This window comes from Azorhizobium oxalatiphilum, assembly GCF_014635325.1.
Classification (GTDB): domain Bacteria; phylum Pseudomonadota; class Alphaproteobacteria; order Rhizobiales; family Xanthobacteraceae; genus Azorhizobium; species Azorhizobium oxalatiphilum.
In genome coordinates this window covers 36,483-54,258 of sequence record NZ_BMCT01000015.1, presented here as the reverse complement: position 1 = coordinate 54,258, position 17,776 = coordinate 36,483, and the positions used below count along the sequence as shown (strand labels likewise).

Here is a 17,776-nt window from a genome sequence, read left to right as displayed (position 1 = left end):
CGGGGTGACGGATTTCTTAATCGGGACTGCTGGCTTAAGCTCGGCGGCAACAATTTGGGGCGCAGGCTGATTGGCTGCGTTCAAGCTGGCATGTACTGCGCTAATGAGCCCTGCCAGTTGGTCTTGCGCGATCGAGTTGTTGCTGACGTATGAAGCAACAATCTCCGCGGCGAGCGCAAGAACAAATCCGTTCGACTGATCAGCTCGATTCATGACAAAACCTTCTTAAAATCGCGGAGAGCGTCTGCCAGAGGACCGTGCATCGGCCAGAGGTTGACGATGTCAACGCATGCACGACAGCATCAAAAGTTAATGCGCCAAAATCATTAAAGCATCATCTTTGACATGACGTCTCGGGCTTGGCATCTCGCGGCACATGCCACGCTCTCGTCTACTGCATGTGAGCAACGGATGCCATGACTTTTATAACTGTGGTGCTGCTAACCCTCGTGGTCGCAGCGTGCATTGGTGGACTATACCTCTTCGTGTTTTGGCTCGACCGTCGAATAAGGCGGTGACGCGTGCAGCCTGATTGGATCGGTCTTTCTGGATCACCCGCGTCGCCATGGCGCACATTTTGTTGCTCTTGATCATCTCGTGAATCCGCCCGGTTCTATTTCGAGTTGTAGCCTCCAATGCGAAGCCGGCAGCGCTGTAAGGTGGGTTGTTACTCGTCAAGGCGGCAACCACCGGCCTGCTTCTGATGATGGACGGCTCCTTCGGCGCGCTGCGGAGATCCATGGAGGCAGCGCCGGGAGCTGCTAGCCCTTGGGGGAGAAGGAACGGGCAGCGATGCATGCCGTTGATACTACGCTTCTCATACACAGGGGATGAGCAATGGACGACGCCATTGAAAACAACACAGACAGCGCGTCGCTGTCCGGCCTGAAGAGCGATATTCGACAACTCAAGGCGGATCTCGCGCAACTGATGGAAACGCTCAAGATCACGGCAAGGGATGCGACAGTCGGCGCCGCTTCCGACGCTGCGGCACTTCCCATTGACACCATGGATGAGATCAGTCTCTGCATCCAGGAGCAGCCGATCAAGTCCGTCGCGATCGCGGCTGGTATAGGAGCCTTTCTGGGCGTCCTTCTATTCCGATGAAACATGATGCCGGGAGGAGCTTTGAGTTAACTCTGGCACTCGGCATTCGTGACGTCTCGAGGTGAATTTCAAGACGGCTAGGTCTGATGAAAGGAACCCCTCTCCCAATGAGGCAGAGGGGTTTTGTTCATGTTGCCCGTCTATCAGATCGGATGACGACGGGTCTCCCTGATGCGATCGCGGGGATAGTCGGGCGCGGTCTCGTCGAAGGCAGTCCACCCCTCGCCCCGATACGCCTCCCGCCGGGAACCCAGATCGACGGCGGAAAACCGCGTGAGAATTTCCTGTGCGCGACGTGCATCAGCTTCAGACACACGTGCGGTGACAATGGTGCTTCCGCGTCGCACTCCCTCGGCATAGACATTCGCGTCCGCTTCAGGCACGCCGGACGATGTCAGTGCCCCAACGAGCCCGCCTACGGCTCCACCCGCAACAGCACCAGCGGCGGCACCGGCGGCGGTCGCCACCAGCCACCCCGCGGCGACCACTGGACCGACCCCGGGAATGGCCATCATGCCGAGCCCCGTCAGCAGACCACCGGCACCGCCGATGGCGGCCCCCACACCGGCGCCGATGCCCGCATCTTCTCCCGCTTCGGATTTATCGGTCCGGCGAGCGGCATGGTAGTCGTCGGCGTTGTTGCCCACGACGCTGATATCTGCTTGCGAAATACCGGATGCTTCAAGCTCCCGCACTGCATTTGCGGCGTCGTCATAGCGATCGAACATCGCGGATACGGTCGTTGTCATGGCTTCCTCCACTGAGGCTGCGTTCACTTGCTGACGACGTTGCCCTGGAAGTCGACGGATACGGACTTGGAGGCACCATCCTTGGTGGCGGTGCCCTGCCAGACCCCACGATCATCCTTCTTGAGGGCCGATATGTCGGTGTAACCCGCCTTCTCGATCCGCTCCTTCGCCTGCGCCTCCGTGAAGCTGTTAGCGCCCTGCACGGGTGCGGCTGGATTGGTTTCCTTGGGAGCGATCGCGGGGGTCTGCGCAAGGGCACCGACGGTCGTCGCGGCCAACAGGCCGATTGTAAGGACAAGTCTCTTCATGGGCGTTACTCCGCTTGTCGGCTCCTCGTTTTCAATCGACGAGGTAAGTGCGTGAGCAACTCCACGTAAAGATCATGCGTTCCCCAGGATCCTCGCTGCGGTGCAAACCTAAACGTCGGAAAAGACGGAACATTTCAATGCGCAGTCGGTTCGCGTCATGAGTGCGGCAACCCTGTGCAGGCTTGGGAGTCGGGAATGAGCGGGATGTCACTGACGGACTTATCCGAGCGCATGAAGGATATCGATTTCGCGATGTTCACGACAAAGACCGAAGGCGGCGACATCGCCTCCCGGCCGATGAGCAACAATCGCGACGTAGAGTATGACGGAGACTCCTGGTTCTTCACCTATGAGAGCTATCGTACGGTCGCCGACATCGAGAGCGATCCAAAAGTCTCGCTGACAATGACCGGCTCGAAGGGCTTCTTCGGCAAGCCACCCCTCTTCCTTTCGATCGAAGGCACGGCCGAACTCATCCGGGACAGCGCGCAATTCGCAGCGCACTGGAGAAGCGATTTGGACTACTGGTTCGAGCAGGGACCGGACACTCCACGGGTGGTTCTCATCAGGGTCAGCGCGTCGCGTATTCACTACTGGGACGGACGCGATGAAGGCGAGATCATCATCAGCCGATGATGACCCGCTGCCTGGAGCGCATGGGAGCCCTTAGCACGCTCGGTCCCGGTCCCTGTCTAGAACGCGGCCGGGTTTGCAGTGGCTACACCCTACGCCGTCGAGGGTAAGCTTCGCAGGCCTTCAACCCAGCGAGGCCAGTCCGCCGAGGCAAAGGGGCACATGCATTCGGACGGGCCGTCCTCTGTGGCGTCACGCGGAAGATGGCGGCGGGATGCAATCCAACTCCGCGGGCTCTGACTGGGTGGGAACACTCGTGGAAAGAGAGAGTTCGGATTGGAGGGGCTGGAAACACAGTGAGAACCAGCAATGACCGACATCCAGAAATCCCGCATCCTCATCGTCGCTACCAACGGGTTCGAGCAGTCCGAGCTGGAAGTGCCGCGTGATGAGCTCCGCAAAGCGGGCGCCAACGTGAAGGTCGCCTCGTTGGATGGGAAAGACATTCGCGGCTGGGATCAGAAGGATTGGGGACGCGCTGTTCCCGCCGATATGAAGATCGCAGATGCCCGTATGGACGATTTCGACGCTTTGGTGCTGCCGGGCGGCCAGATCAATCCCGACATCCTGCGTGCCGACAAACAAACCATGGAGCTGGTCCGTGCCTTTCTGAGTTCGGGCAAAACGGTTGCCGCCATATGCCACGGTCCGTGGCTCCTGGTGGAAGCCGATGCGGTACGCGGCCGGAACGTCACCTCGTTCAACTCCATCCGCAAGGACCTGGAGAACGCCGGCGGCACGTGGGTGGACAAGGAAGTGGTGACCGATGCAGGCATCATTACCAGCCGCTCGCCCCAGGATCTGCCCGCGTTCGTCGCGAAGATCATCGAGGAGATCCGGGAGGGGAAGCACGATCGGCGGAAAGCGGCCTAGCCTCGCCGCCTGGCGCTGCTGGCGGTCGATGACACCTTCCCCCTTCAGCCGCGAAGCCTGAGAAGCCCTCCGAGGAGAGCGCGCGCCGTCGTCGTGCTGGCCGCGTCTCCTTGGACGGGTTAGTGAGCTACCATTGTCAAGCTAGCCCCCCTCAGCGCGAGAGGCCGTGCACCGACGCAAACCGGGATCATTCTCATTTCGTTGTCATGAAATCCATATGGCCAATCAGCCATGGAAATCAACATGCCGAGCGAGTCCCTGCGCGCGGACAGGCCCTCTTGCCGCTTCCAAGACTGATGCCGATGAAGTTCGAACCGCCCACGGCGGCAACGCGAATGCCCCGGTGCGTCACTGAGTAGACCACATTGCCCATTGCCTCCCGTGCGGGTGGAGCGAAGGGCATCCCGCCGTCCGTCTCATTTCTTCGTCTGCGGCGGCGCAGGCGGAGATCCCTCGCCCTGATCCGTCAGGGTGGGGAACTCTCCGAGATTGTCCTGCAAGGACGCGGGCTCCGCGTCAACGGTGTCTTCGGAAACCGGCCTGGTCGTCGCCAGATAGCCGTCCTCCTGGGCGATGATCTCCTTCGCCATGTCCCAATTGGCCTGCGCCCGCCCCTGCGGCTGCCCCTCGCTCAACCAGATCTGATGGGCACGCTCGCGGATCCGATCTTCGATATCCATCCCGCTTCTCCTTCGCGCGTATCGCTCAGATAGAATGGATCGTCGGCCGCCCGGTTCCTTACGAAGACACTTAGGTCGGACAACCCGGCGGCACCCACCATGTCACTTGTCGCGGGGCGCTCTCAGGTGCGCGCCCGATGTCGCGAGCTTGCCGCATCGCTGCGCAGCAACAGCTTCGGCAAGGGTGTGCGCAGCGTTCACGACCTCCGTCTGGATGGCCGTGTCGGCATCAAACTCCTCATGGTTGCCCGCGTAAGGCCTCCAGTAGCCGATGTAACGATCGATCTCGGCTCCCGGCCCCGCCGACACCAGCCCCATGGCGCGCAGCCAGTCGGACAATGAACGCCTTACATTCTCGGCACCTTCGGCGCCACCATGCACGATGACTGAGAACGCCCGGCCGGCCAGATGGCGGGGATAATCCCATCCCTTCAGCTCGATTTCCTTTGCACGGCCGGCATCCTTGCCGTGCGTCCGGGTGGGGTCCGGATTTCCGCCATCCGCACACACGAGGCGATCCATCATCAGCTTCAGGGGCGAAGAGACCTGATACCAGTTCACCGGTGTGATGATCATCACACCGTGTGCCTCAGCCCAAAGCGGGTAGATCTCGTTCATCCAGTCGTGCGCCTGGCCGAGCGAATAGTTGGGATAGCAGGAGCACGGCCAGTGGCAGAGCGCCGGCGCGGTGGAAAAGCAGGCCTTGCAGGGATGGATGTGGCGCCCGTATTCGGAGGCCACGCGGGACAGCGCACACGGGCTGGGGACAAGTAACGGAGCGGCGCATCGCCGCCGTCTCGATCCGGCCGACGAAAGAGATTTTCCGGCGAGGGATCGACGGCATCAAATCTTCCTCAAGGCACCCGCTTTGTGAGCCGCCCGCTTCCCTTCATTGGTCTCGACGAGATATTCGGGATGGGTCGCGGAGGCAGCAACCTTATGGCCCTTGATGGCGGTGGACGCGGTCAACGTCTTCACGACCTTACCGGTGGCTTCACCTCCATGGCTGTTCCAGGAGACCGTGTCGCCTCGTTTCAGTGTTTTGGTCATGGCACACTTCCGGTCAGCCGTTGACGACCACGCCGCCATTGGGATGCAGCACCTGTCCCGACATGTAGCTGGCGTCCTCGCAGGCGAGGAACAGGAAGGCCGGCGCCACCTCATTGGGCTGCCCCGGCCGTCCGATGGGCGTGGACTCGCCGAAATGCTCGAGCTTTTCCGCACTCGCGCCGCCGCAAGGGTTCAGCGGCGTCCAGATCGGGCCCGGTGCAACGGCGTTGACGCGAATGCCCTCGCTGATGAGGTTCTCGGACAGCGAGCGGGTGAAGGCGGTGATAGCGCCCTTGGTCGAGCTGTAGTCGAGGAGCTCCTTCGACCCCTGATACATGGTGACGGAGGTGCAGTTCACGATGGCCGCTCCGGCCTTGAGATGGGGGCGAGCCGCCTGCACCATAAAGAACATCCCGAAGATGTTGGTCTGGAAGGTGCGGCGCAGTTGCTGCTCGCTGATATCGGTGATGTCCTGATCGGGGTGCTGCTCGCCGGCATTGTTGACGACGATGTCGATCCGACCGAAGGCCTTCAGCGTCTCCGCGACCGCCCTCTCACACATCTGTTTATCGCCCACATCCGCCTTCAGGGTGATGGCCTTGCGTCCCTCGGCCTCGACGATGCGTCTGGTCTCGGCCGCATCGTCATCCTCCAGCAGATAGACGATGGCGATATCGGCGCCCTCGCGGGCATAGAGGGCGGCCACCGCCCGTCCTATTCCGCTGTCGGCGCCGGTGATGATGGCAACCTTGCCTTTGAGCCGATCCGAACCGCGGAAGCGCGGCTGCCATGCAGGCTTGGGCTTCAGCGTCGTCTCGTGACCCGGCAGGCCATCCTCGTGAATCATGCCGATGGTGTCGCTCATGGGAAGTCTCCTTCTTCAGGATTAACGCCCACGACAGCCAATGTGTTCGCGCTTCAGAACGAGGGAGCCACAGTTTATGCATCAGTGCGCTTGCTATTCCAGCGCGAGGCGCCTCCAAAGTTAGGCATCCCCGAAGCGGATCACTAAATATTACCAACAAACACACCTCTCCATCCGGAATATATGTATAATTTTATTTATCGAAATTTGAGAAATACTAAAGTATACCCAGTGAGTCGGATCTGATTTTAATTGTACCGATTTCGTCCATGCATCAAGCTAATATCGCAATATGGCCATATGACCAAGGAGAATACACTGAACGACCTCTTTCTCGGATAATATAAAGAATTCCCGACCAGCCCGGCGGTACGGAGCGTCGGATGCAATCTGACTAAGCAAAAAGGCGGGCGGCGGGAGCTCGCGCCGCGTAGCCAAATGCCGAGTTTCGACCAATCAAAATTTCAGGCCAACATGCGCACCTTACGTTCGCGATCCCATTGACGCGTCCGCGCGACCGCGATGAACGTATCGGCATCCTTGTCGAGTTCGACGATGCCGGCATCCGGCTCTACGCCGGCCTTGTCCAACAGAGGCTTTGCCTCCGCGCTGAACCCGATGGCTTTGAGGTGACCGAAAGCATCCCTGGCAAAGTCGATAGCGGCGCCCTCCGTCAGCAGCGAAGTACAGCCATCCTTTGACAAAACCAGCGCGACCGCATCGAAGATGACCGAGGGCGTGCCAGCGAGCTGTCCGTCCGCCTTGAGGCGCTTGCCATTCTTCAATGTGACGCCGCCGATCTTCGGGGCAACGATCTTCACGACCGCCCCTTCGGCTTCGACAGCTGCCCGCACAGCATCGACCAGAACACCGTCCGCGCCGTCGGAAACGAGAATGCCGACTGCTCGGCCCACCAGGGTCTCCGGATATTTTCCAACGATGCGAAGCGCCTGCGAGACCTCCATGTCCCTGGGCTTCACCGCAGGTGTCGACGGCTTCGGTAGCGCGACGTTCAAGCCGTCGGCGACACGTTGCGCCAAGTCTGCATCGACATTGCCCAGATTGGCCAGCACGCGATCGCGCACATGCTCGAGCGTGACCTTCGACAGCTCGAACACGATGGCGCTCGCCAGATGTGCCTGCTCGATGGCGGTCTGGGAGCGATAGAACAACCGGGCCTGACTGAAATGGTCGGCGAAGCTGTCCGCGCGAAGGCGGACCTTCGTCTCCTGCATGGGCAGGGCAACACTGCGGAAGCCACCGGCAGGGTCCTCACGCGGCCCGCCGACCTCGCCGGCCTCGGCGAGGCTGTTGGGCTCGTAATTGGCGCGCCCCGCGAAGACCTGTGTCTGCATCTGGCCGTCGCGCTGGAGATTCTGGAAGGGACAGCCTTTGGCGCGGTTGATTGGGATCTGATGGAAATTGACCGTCCCGAGACGGGAGAGCTGGGTGTCCTGATAAGAGAACAGGCGGCCCTGCAGCAGCGGATCCTCGGACACGTCGATGCCCGGAGGCATGTTGGTGGGCAGAAAGGCAGCCTGCTCCGTCTCGGCGAAAAAATTGTCCGGGTTCCGGTTAAGCACCATGCGGCCGATGATCCGGATGGGCACCATCTCCTCCGGGATCAGCTTCGTCGCGTCGAGAATGTCGAAGGGCAGTGCGTCCGCTTCGTCCTGGCTGATCAGCTGCACACCGAACTCCCATTCCGGGAAATCACCCGCAGCTATGGCTTCGTGCAGGTCACGCCGGTGATAGTCCGGATCTGCGCCTGCGATCTTCACCGCCTCGTCCCAGCAGGTAGACTGCGTACCAAGCTTCGGCCGCCAATGGAATTTGACGAACGTCGGCTCATCCTTGTCGTTCAAAAGGCGGAACGTATTGACGCCGAAGCCTTCGATCATCCGCAGGGAACGGGGAATGCCACGGTCGGACATGGCCCACATGATCATGTGGGTCGCTTCCGGCATCAGGCCGATGAAGTCCCAGAAGGTGTCATGGGCGCTTGCGGCCTGCGGATAGCCGCGATCGGCTTCCATCTTCACGGCATGGATCAGGTCGGGAAATTTGATCGCATCCTGAATGAAGAAGACAGGGATATTATTGCCGACCAGATCCCAATTGCCCTCGCGGGTGTAGAACTTGACGGCAAAACCGCGCACGTCCCGCGGCGTATCGACGGAACCCGCGCCACCCGCGACCGTAGAAAAGCGAGTGAACACCTCCGTCTTCACACCCACTTCGGTCAGGATGCGGGCACGGCTGAACTCAGCGAGCGTGTCCGTCAGCTCAAAAAAGCCATGCGCGGCCGATCCGCGGGCGTGCACGATCCGTTCCGGGATGCGCTCATGATCGAAATGCTGGATCTTCTCCCGAAGGACGAAATCTTCGAGCAGCGTCGGACCACGCCTCCCCGCCTTCAGCGAATTCTGGTTGTCGCTGACGGGAACCCCATGGTTGGTCGTGAGGCGGCTCTCGGGTGCCGAGGCTGACTGGTGAAGTTCGCCTCCCTGGCCTGTCTTGGCCACCGATTTGGCGGTGCCGCTGCTTTTTCGGGCTGTCATGGGGCGTCCTTTTGAATCCGGAGAATGCGCTAAGCCTGCAAGCTATCTAGATTTTCTCTTAATTCATGCTGCCAACGCTGGCCTGCCGGGACCTGTTCCAAGCCCATCTCGAGGGAAACGAGCCAAGCAACTTGGGCTTGGGCTAGGGATCAGGCGGAATGAACTCATAGCTCTCCACGCCGATCTCCTCACCCCGCATATGCGCGGCTCCGCCAACGTGCACTTCAACGTGGTCTCTCCCGAGGGCGCCGCGCCCGCCACCTGCAAGCCGTGGTCCGAGCGCGAGGTTTCCGCGCATTTATGAGCTGGCGGTGGAGATGGGCGGCGCCTTCGGGTCCGAGTACGGCATCGGCCGGGTGAAGCTCGACCTGCTGAGCCGCTACAGCAACTCGGCCAAGATCGCCGTGGTGTGGGCCATCAAGAGGGCGCTGGACCCGAAGGGCATCCTGAGCCCAGGAAAAGTTGTGCGCTAGGGACAAGCGGATCGAGGTCCCCCCGATCCGCGCCCTCGCCTGCGATGCGATGCGATGTCCGTACGCGCATCGGATCGCGCTGTGGGGCCGGTGAAGGCCTTGTCGCGCAAACCCAGTCGCGCGAGAGGCCAAGCCGCCCCGTTCCGGCCTTCACCCTCCCCTACGGAACCCGCGACCGCGGGGACTGGTTTGCTTTCCATGACTTATTGGAAGCCCGCGCCATGCCCCTCCATGCCGATTTTGCCGACATCGCGCTACGCCTCGCCTGCGCCTTCGGAGCGAGCCTGATCATCGGCCTCGACCGCGAGTTGGAGGAGCGGGCGGCGGGCCTGCGCACCACCATTCTCGTGTGCTTGGCCGCCTGCCTCGCAATGATCTCCTCCAACCTGCTGCTGGCGGAGGTGGGGCGCGCGGACGACAGTTTCGCCCAGATGGACGTGCTACGCCTGCCTCTGGGCATCCTCACCGGTATGGGTTTCATCGGCGCCGGGGCCATCATGCGCCGGGAGGACGGGCTGGTGCTGGGCGTCACCACGGCGGCGACACTCTGGTACATGACTGTGCTGGGCCTCATCTTCGGCGCCGGCCAGTATGTGCTGGGCGGCCTCGCGCTGCTGGTAGCGCTGGGGACGCTGTGGCTGCTGAAGTTCGCCAGCCGCTTCATCCGGCAGGAGCGCGAGGCGGTGCTGCGCGTGGTGCTGGCCTCCGACGGCACAGATGCGCTGGAATCCGCTCTCTGGCAGGACCTCAACCGACCGCCCTTCCGCATCCGCCGCAGTTGCGTCGCACGCGATAGCGAGACCGGCGCGCGCGAGCTGCGCTTCGAACTGCGCTACGCAGGCGAGATCGGCCGCCGCCAACCGGACGAGGTGGCGCGGCTCATGGGACAGGCGGGGGTGGTGCGGGTCGAGTGGGAGAATTGAGGGGGACGTCCGCAGGGGGGCGCTTGCAATCCCATTCCGCGCTCGACTATTGATCCCTTGCAAAGTTATCGCAACAATCACACCGGAGCCCCAGGCCGCCTGAGGTCACAAATTGACCCTAGGACTCTCTCCCGGGTCGGAGGAGAAAAGCGTTTCAGGTCAGTGGCTTTAGCCAGCGGGAGACCGCCTTCCAAAAGCGACTGTAGAGAGCCCGCTCGCTCGAAGAGCGTACGTCGGGAATGGGCCGACGTCAGACCGTCTGCTACTAAGCGCCGGACGCGGATGGCGGACGTTAGGCCATCGACACGAGTGCCGATGCCGCCACCACTCCTGGCATCGTTGAAGTGGCCACCGCAATTCAGGTCTGGCCGCTCTATCGGTCGATTCTGCCGGAGGACTCTCGCGCGGTGCGCGGCTCATCCAGTTGAAAGGCTCAACATGCATCGCCATTTCAAGGCCATGCCGCGCTCGTCCAAACCGAAAGATCCCACTCGACTTGTCCAGCAATGGCCTTTGTCGACAGCGGCCACATTGGGGTCTGCTGTCCGGACTCGCGGCATCCTGCTGGAAGTGCGGGCGCAACTGTCAGCCATCGAGCGGAAACTCGTGGACGTGGAAAACGGAGCACTTGTGTTGTGCATCCCCGAAAACGATCCCGACCCTCATGCGGCCACGGCGGCCATCATCACCCGAAAACTGATCGGTATCGAGGAACTGCCGATCATCCCGCGCGAGGTCGAGGACATCCTTTCAATCAAGTCAGCGGAGCGCCACCGCTGGCTTAAAGACGGTCGGCTGCAAAGCGCCGGCACCCGCACGGTAAAGCTGCGTGGCCGCGCGAGAAAGATCACCTTTCATGTCTTCGAGCCGCGCCACATCGAAGACATCCTCGACCGCAACCTGCCTGACGTCTGGCGCGAGGAGGACACGCTGGCGGCGGCCGAGAACCGTCGGCGCGGCAGGCAGAAGGCCGCGCTGAAGAAGGCCGGCAAGCTGCCGGCCCACGAGACGGTCAAGGGCGGCGCCGACCCGGAGAAGACACCGCTGAAAGGTTGGGACGTTTTCGACTTGGACGGCTTACTGCGCTGAAGAGCCCGCAGTCCGGCTTTGCGATCAGGCTGCATGGCAACCGATCGCGCGGCATGGTGCGCGACGTCCGCTGCAAGTTTCAGATCGCGTGCGTCTTGGTAGCGGAGTTGAATGCTCTGCAAACAACCGGATGGACGAACGGGCGATCATGCTCCACGCTCAGACTCGCTCCCGCATCTTTCTAGCGGTTCCAGCGCGACGCGGTTTGCGAACCAAGCTGGGGGCCGACTGGTCGGTCGTGATGGGAGCTGCTGCCTAGGCTCAGGATCCCATATCCTCCTTCGACATGTGCTTTGTACAATCCCTCGTGCATAGCGGTGGAGCCGTTCCTCGGCGCATCAACACGTCCGCCTTCAGAGGCCTTCACTTGACAACATGCCTTGGGGCCCCCCACCTAAGCCATTGTTCCCAGGGGCGCCTCGCTAGGAGGCTGAGATTCCGCCGGCCCGGACTTCAGATCTCGGCAACGCGGTGACCCTATGAACCTGATCCGGATCATGCCGGCGTAGGGATGTGGGACAGGCGGCCTTCAGCCCCTGCTTCCAACTGCGTCCGTGGTCCTTATCGCCATCGGCATCCGTCAGGCAGTGACGGCGGTCCGAAAAGGAGTTGCCCAGGTGACCCAGGCAGAGATCGTCGAGGCGCTGCTCGCCTTCATCGCAGCACCGGAGGCGACGGAGGCCGAATTCGAGGCCATGGCGCTGACGGTCTTCTCCTATCAGTTCCGGCACAACGAGCCCTATCGGCGCTTTGCCTTGCAGCGTGGCCGCACGCCGCTCTCGGTGCGGCGTTGGCGCGATATCCCCGCGGTTCCGATCACCGCCTTCAAGGACCTCACCTTGAGCTGCAGCCCACCGGAAAGGGCAGAGCGCATCTTCATGACGAGCGGTACCACGCAGGGCGTCCGCGGCCGCAGCTACCATCCCACGCTCGCCGTCTATGACCACTCCATGCTGCTGAATTTCCGCGCGCGCTTCATGCGCGGGCGAGATCGCATCCCCATGGGCATCCTCTTTCCCGACGAGACGGCGCTGCCCAATTCCTCGCTCGCCCATTATCTCGCCCTCGCCCGGCACGAATGCGGTACGCCTGATAGCGCGGTCTTCATCGGCGAGCCCGGGCTCGATCTCGACCGAATGCTGGCAACGCTCGCAGCCGCCGAAGCCAGCGGCGAGCCCTACGCGCTTCTGGGCGCGAGCTATTCCTTCGTGCCGGTGATGGATGCGCTGACAGCGCGGGGCCAGCGCTTCGCCATGCCAGCCGGCAGCCTCATCCTCGACACCGGCGGCTTCAAGGGGCAGTCGCGCGAGATGGCGCCGGACGAATTCTATGACGGGCTCTCGGCCACCTTCGGCGTACCGCGCAGCGCTTGCATCAACATGTACGGCATGACGGAGCTGAGCACCCAGTTCTACGACGACGGCAACGCGACCACTCCACCTGTGAAATCAGGCCCGCACTGGATCCGCAGCCGGGTGGTGGATCCGCTCACCGGCACCGACCTGCCCGAGGGCGCGCGCGGCGTGCTGGTGCATCACGACCTTGCCCATTTCAACTGCGTCTCGGCCATCCTGACCGAGGATGCCGGCGAGATCGTGCCGGACGGGTTCCGCCTGTTTGGCCGGATGGGCGGCGCGGAGTCCAAGGGCTGTTCCGTCGCCGTGGCGGAATTCCTGGCGGCGGCGCGAGGCTGAACGGTGATCGAGCATGCCGGCCATCTGCCGGGCCTCACCCGGGACGAGGTTCGCTGGCGCAGCGTGCGCCATGCCGCCTGGCGCGAAACCGTCGAGATCGCCCTCCCCGAGTTGGACGAGGCGCAGGCACAGGCGCTGTGCGCACGCGTGCGCGCCGATGCCCGCTCCCGCCTCAAGCGGATGGATGTGGCCCGCATCGTGGCTGTGATCGACGAGGCCATCGCGCGCCTCCTCGACCGACAGCACCCGCTGCGGCGCAAGGCCGAAGACCTCCTGCCCATCGTCACCGGCTATGACCGGGAAACCGTGCGCCTCGGTCTTACCAGCTATCTCAAGACCTTCCGCCGGCCGCAGCTCCAGCGCTTCCTCGCCGAGGACTTCTCCAATCCCGGCATGCTCGATACCTTCCAGCCGGCAGCGAAGGGCGGCTTCGTGCGTGCCTACGGACCGGAACTGCTGCTCCACGTCTGGGCCGGCAACGTGCCCGCCTTGCCGCTCTGGAGCCTGATCTGCGGGCTGCTGGTGAAGGCCGGTACGGTGGGCAAGCTCGCATCCGCCGAGCCGCTCATGGCCGGTTGGTTCGCGGGCCTCATCGCCGAGATCGACCCGGAGCTGGGCGAATGCCTCGCCATCGTCTGGTGGAAGGGCGGCGAGGCGGCGGGGGAAGCCGCCTTCTTGCGCGCGGCCGACACGGTGATAGCCTATGGGAGCAACGCCACGCTCGAGGCCTTGCGGGCCAAGCTGCCGGCCACCACGCGCTTCCTGCCGCACGGCCACAAGATCGGCTTCGGCATGATCGCGCGGACAGCGCTGGACAGTCGCAAGGCCATGATGCTCGCCCGCCTCGCGGCCCATGATGTCGCCCGCTACGAGCAGCAGGGCTGTTATTCCCCCCAGCTGCTCTTCGTGGAGCGCGGCGGGCGGGTGACGCCGGGCGAGTTCGCCCGCTATGTGGCCCATGAGCTGGCCGCCCTCGCCCATCGCCATCCGAGGCGCGCGCTCTCGCCCGAGGAAACCGCGTCCGTCGCCGCCTGGCGCGGAGCGCAGGAGCTGCGCGCACTGGACGGCGGGACGGAACTGTTCGGGGAGCCGGCCGACCCCTGGTCCGTGGTTCATGTGGAGAAGCCGGAGGCCCTGAACCCCACCGGCCTCAACCGCACGCTCAAGCTGGTCTCCGTCGACAGCCTCGATGCCGTTCCCGCGCTTGTCGCGCCCTACCGGAGCTACCTTCAGACCGCCGGGATCGCGGCGCCGCCGGCCGAGCTCTTCAGGCTAGCTGGGCGGCTCGGCGAAGTGGGCGTCACGCGCATCGCCGCGCTCAGTCACATGGGCGCTCCGGAGGCCGGATGGCACCATGACGGCCGCTTCAGCCTGCTCGACCTCGTCACCATGACCGAAATCGAGCACAGCGCCGAGGCGGCGGCTGAAGGGTTCGCGCCCTATGCGGACTGACCCGTCCATGCCCGGTTTCGTCACTATCGACCAGGCGCGCTATCGCTATGGCGCGGCAGGCCCGACGGTCGTTGACGGCATTGATTGGACGATCCCGCGCGGGGCAATCCATTGCCTGCTCGGGCGCAGCGGATGCGGCAAGACCACCCTGCTCAAGCTCGCCGCCGGCCTGCTCCTGCCGGACGAAGGCGCGATCCGCATCGACGGTGAGGCACTGCGCGGCCCCGGCCCGCGCATTGGCTTCGTCTTCCAGGCGCCGACCCTGCTCACCTGGCTGAGCGCGCTCGACAACGTGCTCCTGCCGATCTCGCTGCATCGCCGCCCTACCGCCGCGGATCGCACCGCAGCACATGACCTGCTCACCCTCGTCGGGCTTTCGGACCTCTCCGCGCGCCGGCCCTCTGAGCTTTCGGGCGGGCAGCAGAGCCGTGTCGCCGTTGCGCGCGCCTTGATCGGCATGCCCGATCTGCTCCTCCTGGATGAGCCCTTCGCGGCGCTGGACGCTCTGACGCGCGAAGAATTGCAGGACGACCTGCTCCGGCTTTGCGCCATGCGCGGCACCACGGCGCTCTTCGTCACGCACGACATCACCGAAGCGGTCTATCTCGGCGACAAGGTGGCGGTGATGGCGGGGGGCCGGGTGACCCATGCGCGCACGGTGGAGCTGTCGCGCCCCCGACACCGCGACATGCGCTACGCGCCAGATTTCGCCGCGACCTGCCACGATCTGCGCAGCGCCATGGACGAAGGGCCCACGGCGTGAAGGCCCATCTGCCCTCCGCGCTGCTGTTCCTCGCGCTCATCGCCCTATGGGAGGCATGGTGCCGGCTGGCTGGGGTCCCGGCGCTCATCCTGCCGCCCCCCTCCGCGATCCTCACCACGCTATGGAGCGAGATGGCCTCGGGGCGGCTCTGGCCGCACCTTGCCGTCACTGCGTCGGAAATGGCTCTGGGCCTCGGCTTCGGCGCGGTAGTCGGGCTCGGCGTCGGCATCCTCCTGGCCGAAGTCCCCGCGCTGAGCCGACTGCTGCGGCCCTATGTTCTGGCGAGCCAGCTCGTGCCCAAGCTCGCACTCGGCCCGCTCTTCATCATCTGGTTCGGGTTCGGCATGACGCCGACCGTGGTCATCACCGCGCTTATCTGCTTCTTCCCGCTGATGGAGAACACGGTCACCGGTCTTGGCGAAGTGGACCCGGCGCGGCGCGAACTGTTCCGCATGCTGGGCGCGGGCCGCGTCCAGACCCTGCTGCGCCTCAAGCTACCGGCGGCCCTCCCCTTCATCATGACGGGCCTGCGCGTCGCCGTCGTCCTCTCGCTGGTCGGTGCCGTGGTGGGCGAGTTCATCGGCGGGCGCACCGGCCTGGGCGCCTCCATCATCGCTGCCCAGAGCGTGATGGATTCCAGCCTGATGTTCGCGCTGTTCATCGTCATCACTCTTCTCGGCATGCTGCTCTATGAGGCCGTCCGCGCCCTGGAGCGCTGCGTCCTGCGCCGTTTTCCGAAAGGCTAGACCATGCGCCTGCGCCTCGCTTTCCTCTTCGTCCTGTCATGGCTCGCGCTGCCCGCAGCGGCCCAGCCGCTCGACAAGGTCACCGTCGCCGGCTGGAGCCAGCCCATCAGCGAGATCACCAATTTGCTTGCTGAGCCCGACAAGGGCTTCTTCAAGGCGAAGGGTATCGCGCTCGATTATGTCCCGGGTAATGGCGGCGGCTCGGCGATCCAGAACATGCTCACCGGACAGGCGGACATCGCCTTCACCGATCCGGCCTCGCTCTATCTCGCGCTCGACAAGGGCGAGAAGCTGATCGCCATCTACAACATCTATCCCCAGAACGTATTCAACGTGGTGGCGCTGAAGAAGAGCGGCATCCGCTCGGCCGCCGACCTCAAGGGCAAGCGCATCGGCGTCTACAGCCTGTCCAGCGGCACTTTCCAAAACCTTCTGGTGCTGCTGCATCAGATGGGACTGGGCGAGAAGGATGTCACCATCCAGGTGGCCGGCCTCCTGAACTTCGCCCCGCTCATCCAGGGACAGCTCGACGCCACCGCCGCTACCGATACCGGCCTCCTGGTCGCCCGCGCCAAGGGGCTGGGCGATGTGGACGTGATCGAGGTGAAGGACCAGCTCAACCTGCCGAGCGACATCTTCGTGGTCACGCAGGCGACCTACGAGGCGAAGAAGCCCATCCTCAGGCGCTTCCTAGCCGCCTATCGCGATGCCACCGCCTGGATGATCGCGAACCCCGAGGAGGCTGCGCGCCTCGCCGTCATCCGCGCCATCAACGGGCGCGACGAGGCCGTCAATCTGGAGATCATCAAGCTGCGCAACCGCGCCAGCGTCTCGCCGACCACCGCGCGCGAGGGCCTCGGCCAGTTCGATCCCGACGTGATGCAGAAAGGGGCGGACGCCTTCCGCAGCCTCGGCCTGATCAGCCATGCGCTGGACATGTCGCAGGTGGTCAAGAGCGACCTCATCCCACCGAAGGAGGGAACGCCATGAAGTTCCGCGATCGCGTCATCCTCGTCACTGGCGCCAGCCGCGGCATCGGAGCCGCCATCGCGCAGGCGTTCGCGGCGGAGGGCGGGCTTGTCATCGTCAATTACCGCGAGAATGCGCAAGCGGCGGAGGCTGTCGTCGCGGAGTGCCGCCAGCTTGGCGGTGAGGCGCTCGCCATCGCGGCCGACGTCACATCTCCCGAGGCGGTGGCCGCGATGGCGGAGCAGATCGGGCAGGAGGCCGGACGGCTCGACGTGGTCGTCAACAACGCCTTCGCCCCCTACCGCTTCGATCCCGACCAGCGCGCCCGCTTCTGGGAAACGCCGTGGGAGGCCTATGGCCGGCAGTTCGAGGGCGCCGTGAAGGCTACCTACACGGTCAGCCTGGCCATGCTGCCTTTGCTCGAACGACGCGGCGGCGCCAGCATCATTAACATCGCCAGCGATCTCGTCACGCGGCCGAGCATCCCCTATCATGACTACACTACGGCAAAGGCCGCCCTGGTCGGTTTCAGCCGGAATCTCGCCGCCGAACTCGGGCCGCTGGGCATCCGCGTGAACTGCGTTGCACCGGGGCTCGTCTGTCCCACCGATGCCAGCGCGGCGACCAAGGAGGAGGTGCGCGAGACGCTGATTGCCGCCACTCCCCTGCGTCGCATCGCAACCCCCACGGACGTAGCCGGGCCGGTGCTTTTCCTCGCCAGCGAATGGAGCGGCTTCATCACTGGCCAGACGCTGCACGTGGATGGCGGCCTAGTGATGGCTTGAAGGGTGAGCTGCATTCCGCCACCTCCCCGTTCTGTGAAACTTAGGATCGTCGCGTG

The 17,776-nt window shown here is 63.7% G+C and carries 19 protein-coding genes, 1 pseudogene and 1 riboswitch; of the genes and pseudogenes, 12 read left to right on the top strand and 8 right to left on the bottom strand.

Annotation, left to right across the window (positions count from 1 at the left end):
• Nucleotides 1–213 (bottom strand): MucR family transcriptional regulator (locus IEW24_RS28300; protein ID WP_188584277.1); only part of this gene is annotated, 213 nt, incomplete at its 3' end.
• A 624-nt stretch (nt 214–837) separates the two neighbouring features.
• On the opposite strand from IEW24_RS28300, the gene IEW24_RS28295 reads away from it, so the two are divergent.
• Nucleotides 838–1,107: a glycine zipper domain-containing protein gene (locus IEW24_RS28295; protein ID WP_188584276.1), complete on the top strand. Its 270-nt coding sequence runs from the start codon at nt 838–840 to the stop codon at nt 1,105–1,107.
• 143 nt (nt 1,108–1,250) lie between these two features.
• Here the strand turns inward: IEW24_RS28295 and IEW24_RS28290 are convergent, their stop codons facing one another.
• Together IEW24_RS28290 and IEW24_RS28285 are read right to left on the bottom strand one after the other, a co-directional pair.
• Nucleotides 1,251–1,856 (bottom strand): general stress protein, encoded by a 606-nt coding sequence (locus IEW24_RS28290; protein ID WP_188584275.1) that lies wholly within the window; start codon nt 1,854–1,856, stop codon nt 1,251–1,253.
• A 23-nt stretch (nt 1,857–1,879) separates the two neighbouring features.
• Complete coding sequence (locus IEW24_RS28285; RefSeq protein WP_188584274.1) at nt 1,880–2,164, bottom strand: PepSY domain-containing protein; 285 nt, start codon at nt 2,162–2,164, stop codon at nt 1,880–1,882.
• 195 nt (nt 2,165–2,359) lie between these two features.
• On the opposite strand from IEW24_RS28285, the gene IEW24_RS28280 reads away from it, so the two are divergent.
• Both IEW24_RS28280 and IEW24_RS28275 read left to right on the top strand, forming a co-directional pair.
• Entirely contained in the window at nt 2,360–2,800 is a 441-nt protein-coding gene (locus IEW24_RS28280; protein ID WP_188584273.1) for a pyridoxamine 5'-phosphate oxidase family protein, read from the top strand.
• Between the two features lie 306 nt (nt 2,801–3,106).
• Nucleotides 3,107–3,670 (top strand): DJ-1/PfpI/YhbO family deglycase/protease, encoded by a 564-nt coding sequence (locus tag IEW24_RS28275; RefSeq protein ID WP_188584272.1) that lies wholly within the window; start codon nt 3,107–3,109, stop codon nt 3,668–3,670.
• A gap of 416 nt (nt 3,671–4,086) precedes the next feature.
• Here the strand turns inward: IEW24_RS28275 and IEW24_RS28270 are convergent, their stop codons facing one another.
• The 5 genes and pseudogenes from IEW24_RS28270 to IEW24_RS28250 all read right to left on the bottom strand — a co-directional run bounded on the left by IEW24_RS28270 (nt 4,087) and on the right by IEW24_RS28250 (nt 8,826).
• A complete protein-coding gene (locus IEW24_RS28270) occupies nt 4,087–4,350 on the bottom strand; it encodes a DUF2934 domain-containing protein (protein WP_188584271.1) in 264 nt (87 codons plus the stop codon).
• A 102-nt stretch (nt 4,351–4,452) separates the two neighbouring features.
• Nucleotides 4,453–5,100: pseudogene (locus tag IEW24_RS28265) on the bottom strand (flavodoxin family protein); the annotation flags it as partial.
• Between the two features lie 93 nt (nt 5,101–5,193).
• The gene (locus IEW24_RS28260; RefSeq protein WP_188584270.1) at nt 5,194–5,400 is read right to left on the bottom strand and encodes a hypervirulence associated TUDOR domain-containing protein; all 207 of its coding nucleotides are present in this window, start codon (nt 5,398–5,400) and stop codon (nt 5,194–5,196) included.
• A 13-nt stretch (nt 5,401–5,413) separates the two neighbouring features.
• On the bottom strand, nt 5,414–6,265 hold the full coding sequence (locus tag IEW24_RS28255; protein ID WP_188584269.1) for an SDR family oxidoreductase: 852 nt from the start codon (nt 6,263–6,265) through the stop codon (nt 5,414–5,416).
• A 464-nt stretch (nt 6,266–6,729) separates the two neighbouring features.
• On the bottom strand, nt 6,730–8,826 hold the full coding sequence (locus tag IEW24_RS28250) for a catalase (RefSeq protein ID WP_188584268.1): 2,097 nt from the start codon (nt 8,824–8,826) through the stop codon (nt 6,730–6,732).
• 317 nt (nt 8,827–9,143) lie between these two features.
• Between IEW24_RS28250 and IEW24_RS28950 the strand changes: the two genes are divergently transcribed.
• The 9 genes from IEW24_RS28950 (at nt 9,144) to IEW24_RS28205 (ending at nt 17,720) form a co-directional block, all read left to right on the top strand.
• Nucleotides 9,144–9,299 (top strand): FAD-linked oxidase C-terminal domain-containing protein, encoded by a 156-nt coding sequence (locus IEW24_RS28950; RefSeq protein ID WP_244644721.1) that lies wholly within the window; start codon nt 9,144–9,146, stop codon nt 9,297–9,299.
• 221 nt (nt 9,300–9,520) lie between these two features.
• Complete coding sequence (locus IEW24_RS28240; protein WP_188584267.1) at nt 9,521–10,222, top strand: MgtC/SapB family protein; 702 nt, start codon at nt 9,521–9,523, stop codon at nt 10,220–10,222.
• Nucleotides 10,223–10,681: 459 nt separating this feature from the next.
• Nucleotides 10,682–11,311, top strand: a complete 630-nt coding sequence (locus IEW24_RS28235; protein WP_188584280.1) for a hypothetical protein — start codon at nt 10,682–10,684, stop codon at nt 11,309–11,311.
• A gap of 400 nt (nt 11,312–11,711) precedes the next feature.
• Nucleotides 11,712–11,840: riboswitch (TPP riboswitch) on the top strand.
• 88 nt (nt 11,841–11,928) lie between these two features.
• The gene (locus tag IEW24_RS28230) at nt 11,929–13,005 is read left to right on the top strand and encodes a LuxE/PaaK family acyltransferase (RefSeq protein ID WP_188584266.1); all 1,077 of its coding nucleotides are present in this window, start codon (nt 11,929–11,931) and stop codon (nt 13,003–13,005) included.
• 3 nt (nt 13,006–13,008) lie between these two features.
• Entirely contained in the window at nt 13,009–14,457 is a 1,449-nt protein-coding gene (locus IEW24_RS28225; protein WP_188584265.1) for an acyl-CoA reductase, read from the top strand.
• A gap of 7 nt (nt 14,458–14,464) precedes the next feature.
• Nucleotides 14,465–15,220: an ABC transporter ATP-binding protein gene (locus IEW24_RS28220; RefSeq protein ID WP_210324303.1), complete on the top strand. Its 756-nt coding sequence runs from the start codon at nt 14,465–14,467 to the stop codon at nt 15,218–15,220.
• Nucleotides 15,217–15,966, top strand: a complete 750-nt coding sequence (locus tag IEW24_RS28215) for an ABC transporter permease (protein ID WP_188584263.1) — start codon at nt 15,217–15,219, stop codon at nt 15,964–15,966. Before IEW24_RS28220 ends, IEW24_RS28215 begins: the two co-directional genes overlap by 4 nt.
• Nucleotides 15,967–15,969: 3 nt before the next feature.
• Nucleotides 15,970–16,956: an ABC transporter substrate-binding protein gene (locus IEW24_RS28210; RefSeq protein WP_188584262.1), complete on the top strand. Its 987-nt coding sequence runs from the start codon at nt 15,970–15,972 to the stop codon at nt 16,954–16,956.
• Entirely contained in the window at nt 16,953–17,720 is a 768-nt protein-coding gene (locus IEW24_RS28205; RefSeq protein WP_188584261.1) for an SDR family oxidoreductase, read from the top strand. The genes IEW24_RS28210 and IEW24_RS28205 overlap by 4 nt, the downstream gene beginning before the upstream one ends.
• Nucleotides 17,721–17,776 lie beyond the last annotated feature (56 nt).

What these genes read in the sequence shown, in the direction of transcription:
- IEW24_RS28275 (WP_188584272.1), top strand. Translation starts at nt 3,107, where the DNA reads ATGACCGACATCCAGAAATCCCGCATCCTCATCGTCGCTACCAACGGG.
- IEW24_RS28250 (WP_188584268.1), bottom strand. Translation starts at nt 8,826, where the DNA reads ATGACAGCCCGAAAAAGCAGCGGCACCGCCAAATCGGTGGCCAAGACA.
- IEW24_RS28210 (WP_188584262.1), top strand. Translation starts at nt 15,970, where the DNA reads ATGCGCCTGCGCCTCGCTTTCCTCTTCGTCCTGTCATGGCTCGCGCTG.
- IEW24_RS28235 (WP_188584280.1), top strand. Translation starts at nt 10,682, where the DNA reads ATGCCGCGCTCGTCCAAACCGAAAGATCCCACTCGACTTGTCCAGCAA.
- IEW24_RS28290 (WP_188584275.1), bottom strand. Translation starts at nt 1,856, where the DNA reads ATGACAACGACCGTATCCGCGATGTTCGATCGCTATGACGACGCCGCA.
- IEW24_RS28285 (WP_188584274.1), bottom strand. Translation starts at nt 2,164, where the DNA reads ATGAAGAGACTTGTCCTTACAATCGGCCTGTTGGCCGCGACGACCGTC.
- IEW24_RS28950 (WP_244644721.1), top strand. Translation starts at nt 9,144, where the DNA reads ATGGGCGGCGCCTTCGGGTCCGAGTACGGCATCGGCCGGGTGAAGCTC.
- IEW24_RS28280 (WP_188584273.1), top strand. Translation starts at nt 2,360, where the DNA reads ATGAGCGGGATGTCACTGACGGACTTATCCGAGCGCATGAAGGATATC.
- IEW24_RS28260 (WP_188584270.1), bottom strand. Translation starts at nt 5,400, where the DNA reads ATGACCAAAACACTGAAACGAGGCGACACGGTCTCCTGGAACAGCCAT.
- IEW24_RS28270 (WP_188584271.1), bottom strand. Translation starts at nt 4,350, where the DNA reads ATGGATATCGAAGATCGGATCCGCGAGCGTGCCCATCAGATCTGGTTG.
- IEW24_RS28255 (WP_188584269.1), bottom strand. Translation starts at nt 6,265, where the DNA reads ATGAGCGACACCATCGGCATGATTCACGAGGATGGCCTGCCGGGTCAC.
- IEW24_RS28295 (WP_188584276.1), top strand. Translation starts at nt 838, where the DNA reads ATGGACGACGCCATTGAAAACAACACAGACAGCGCGTCGCTGTCCGGC.
- IEW24_RS28205 (WP_188584261.1), top strand. Translation starts at nt 16,953, where the DNA reads ATGAAGTTCCGCGATCGCGTCATCCTCGTCACTGGCGCCAGCCGCGGC.
- IEW24_RS28220 (WP_210324303.1), top strand. Translation starts at nt 14,465, where the DNA reads ATGCCCGGTTTCGTCACTATCGACCAGGCGCGCTATCGCTATGGCGCG.
- IEW24_RS28240 (WP_188584267.1), top strand. Translation starts at nt 9,521, where the DNA reads ATGCCCCTCCATGCCGATTTTGCCGACATCGCGCTACGCCTCGCCTGC.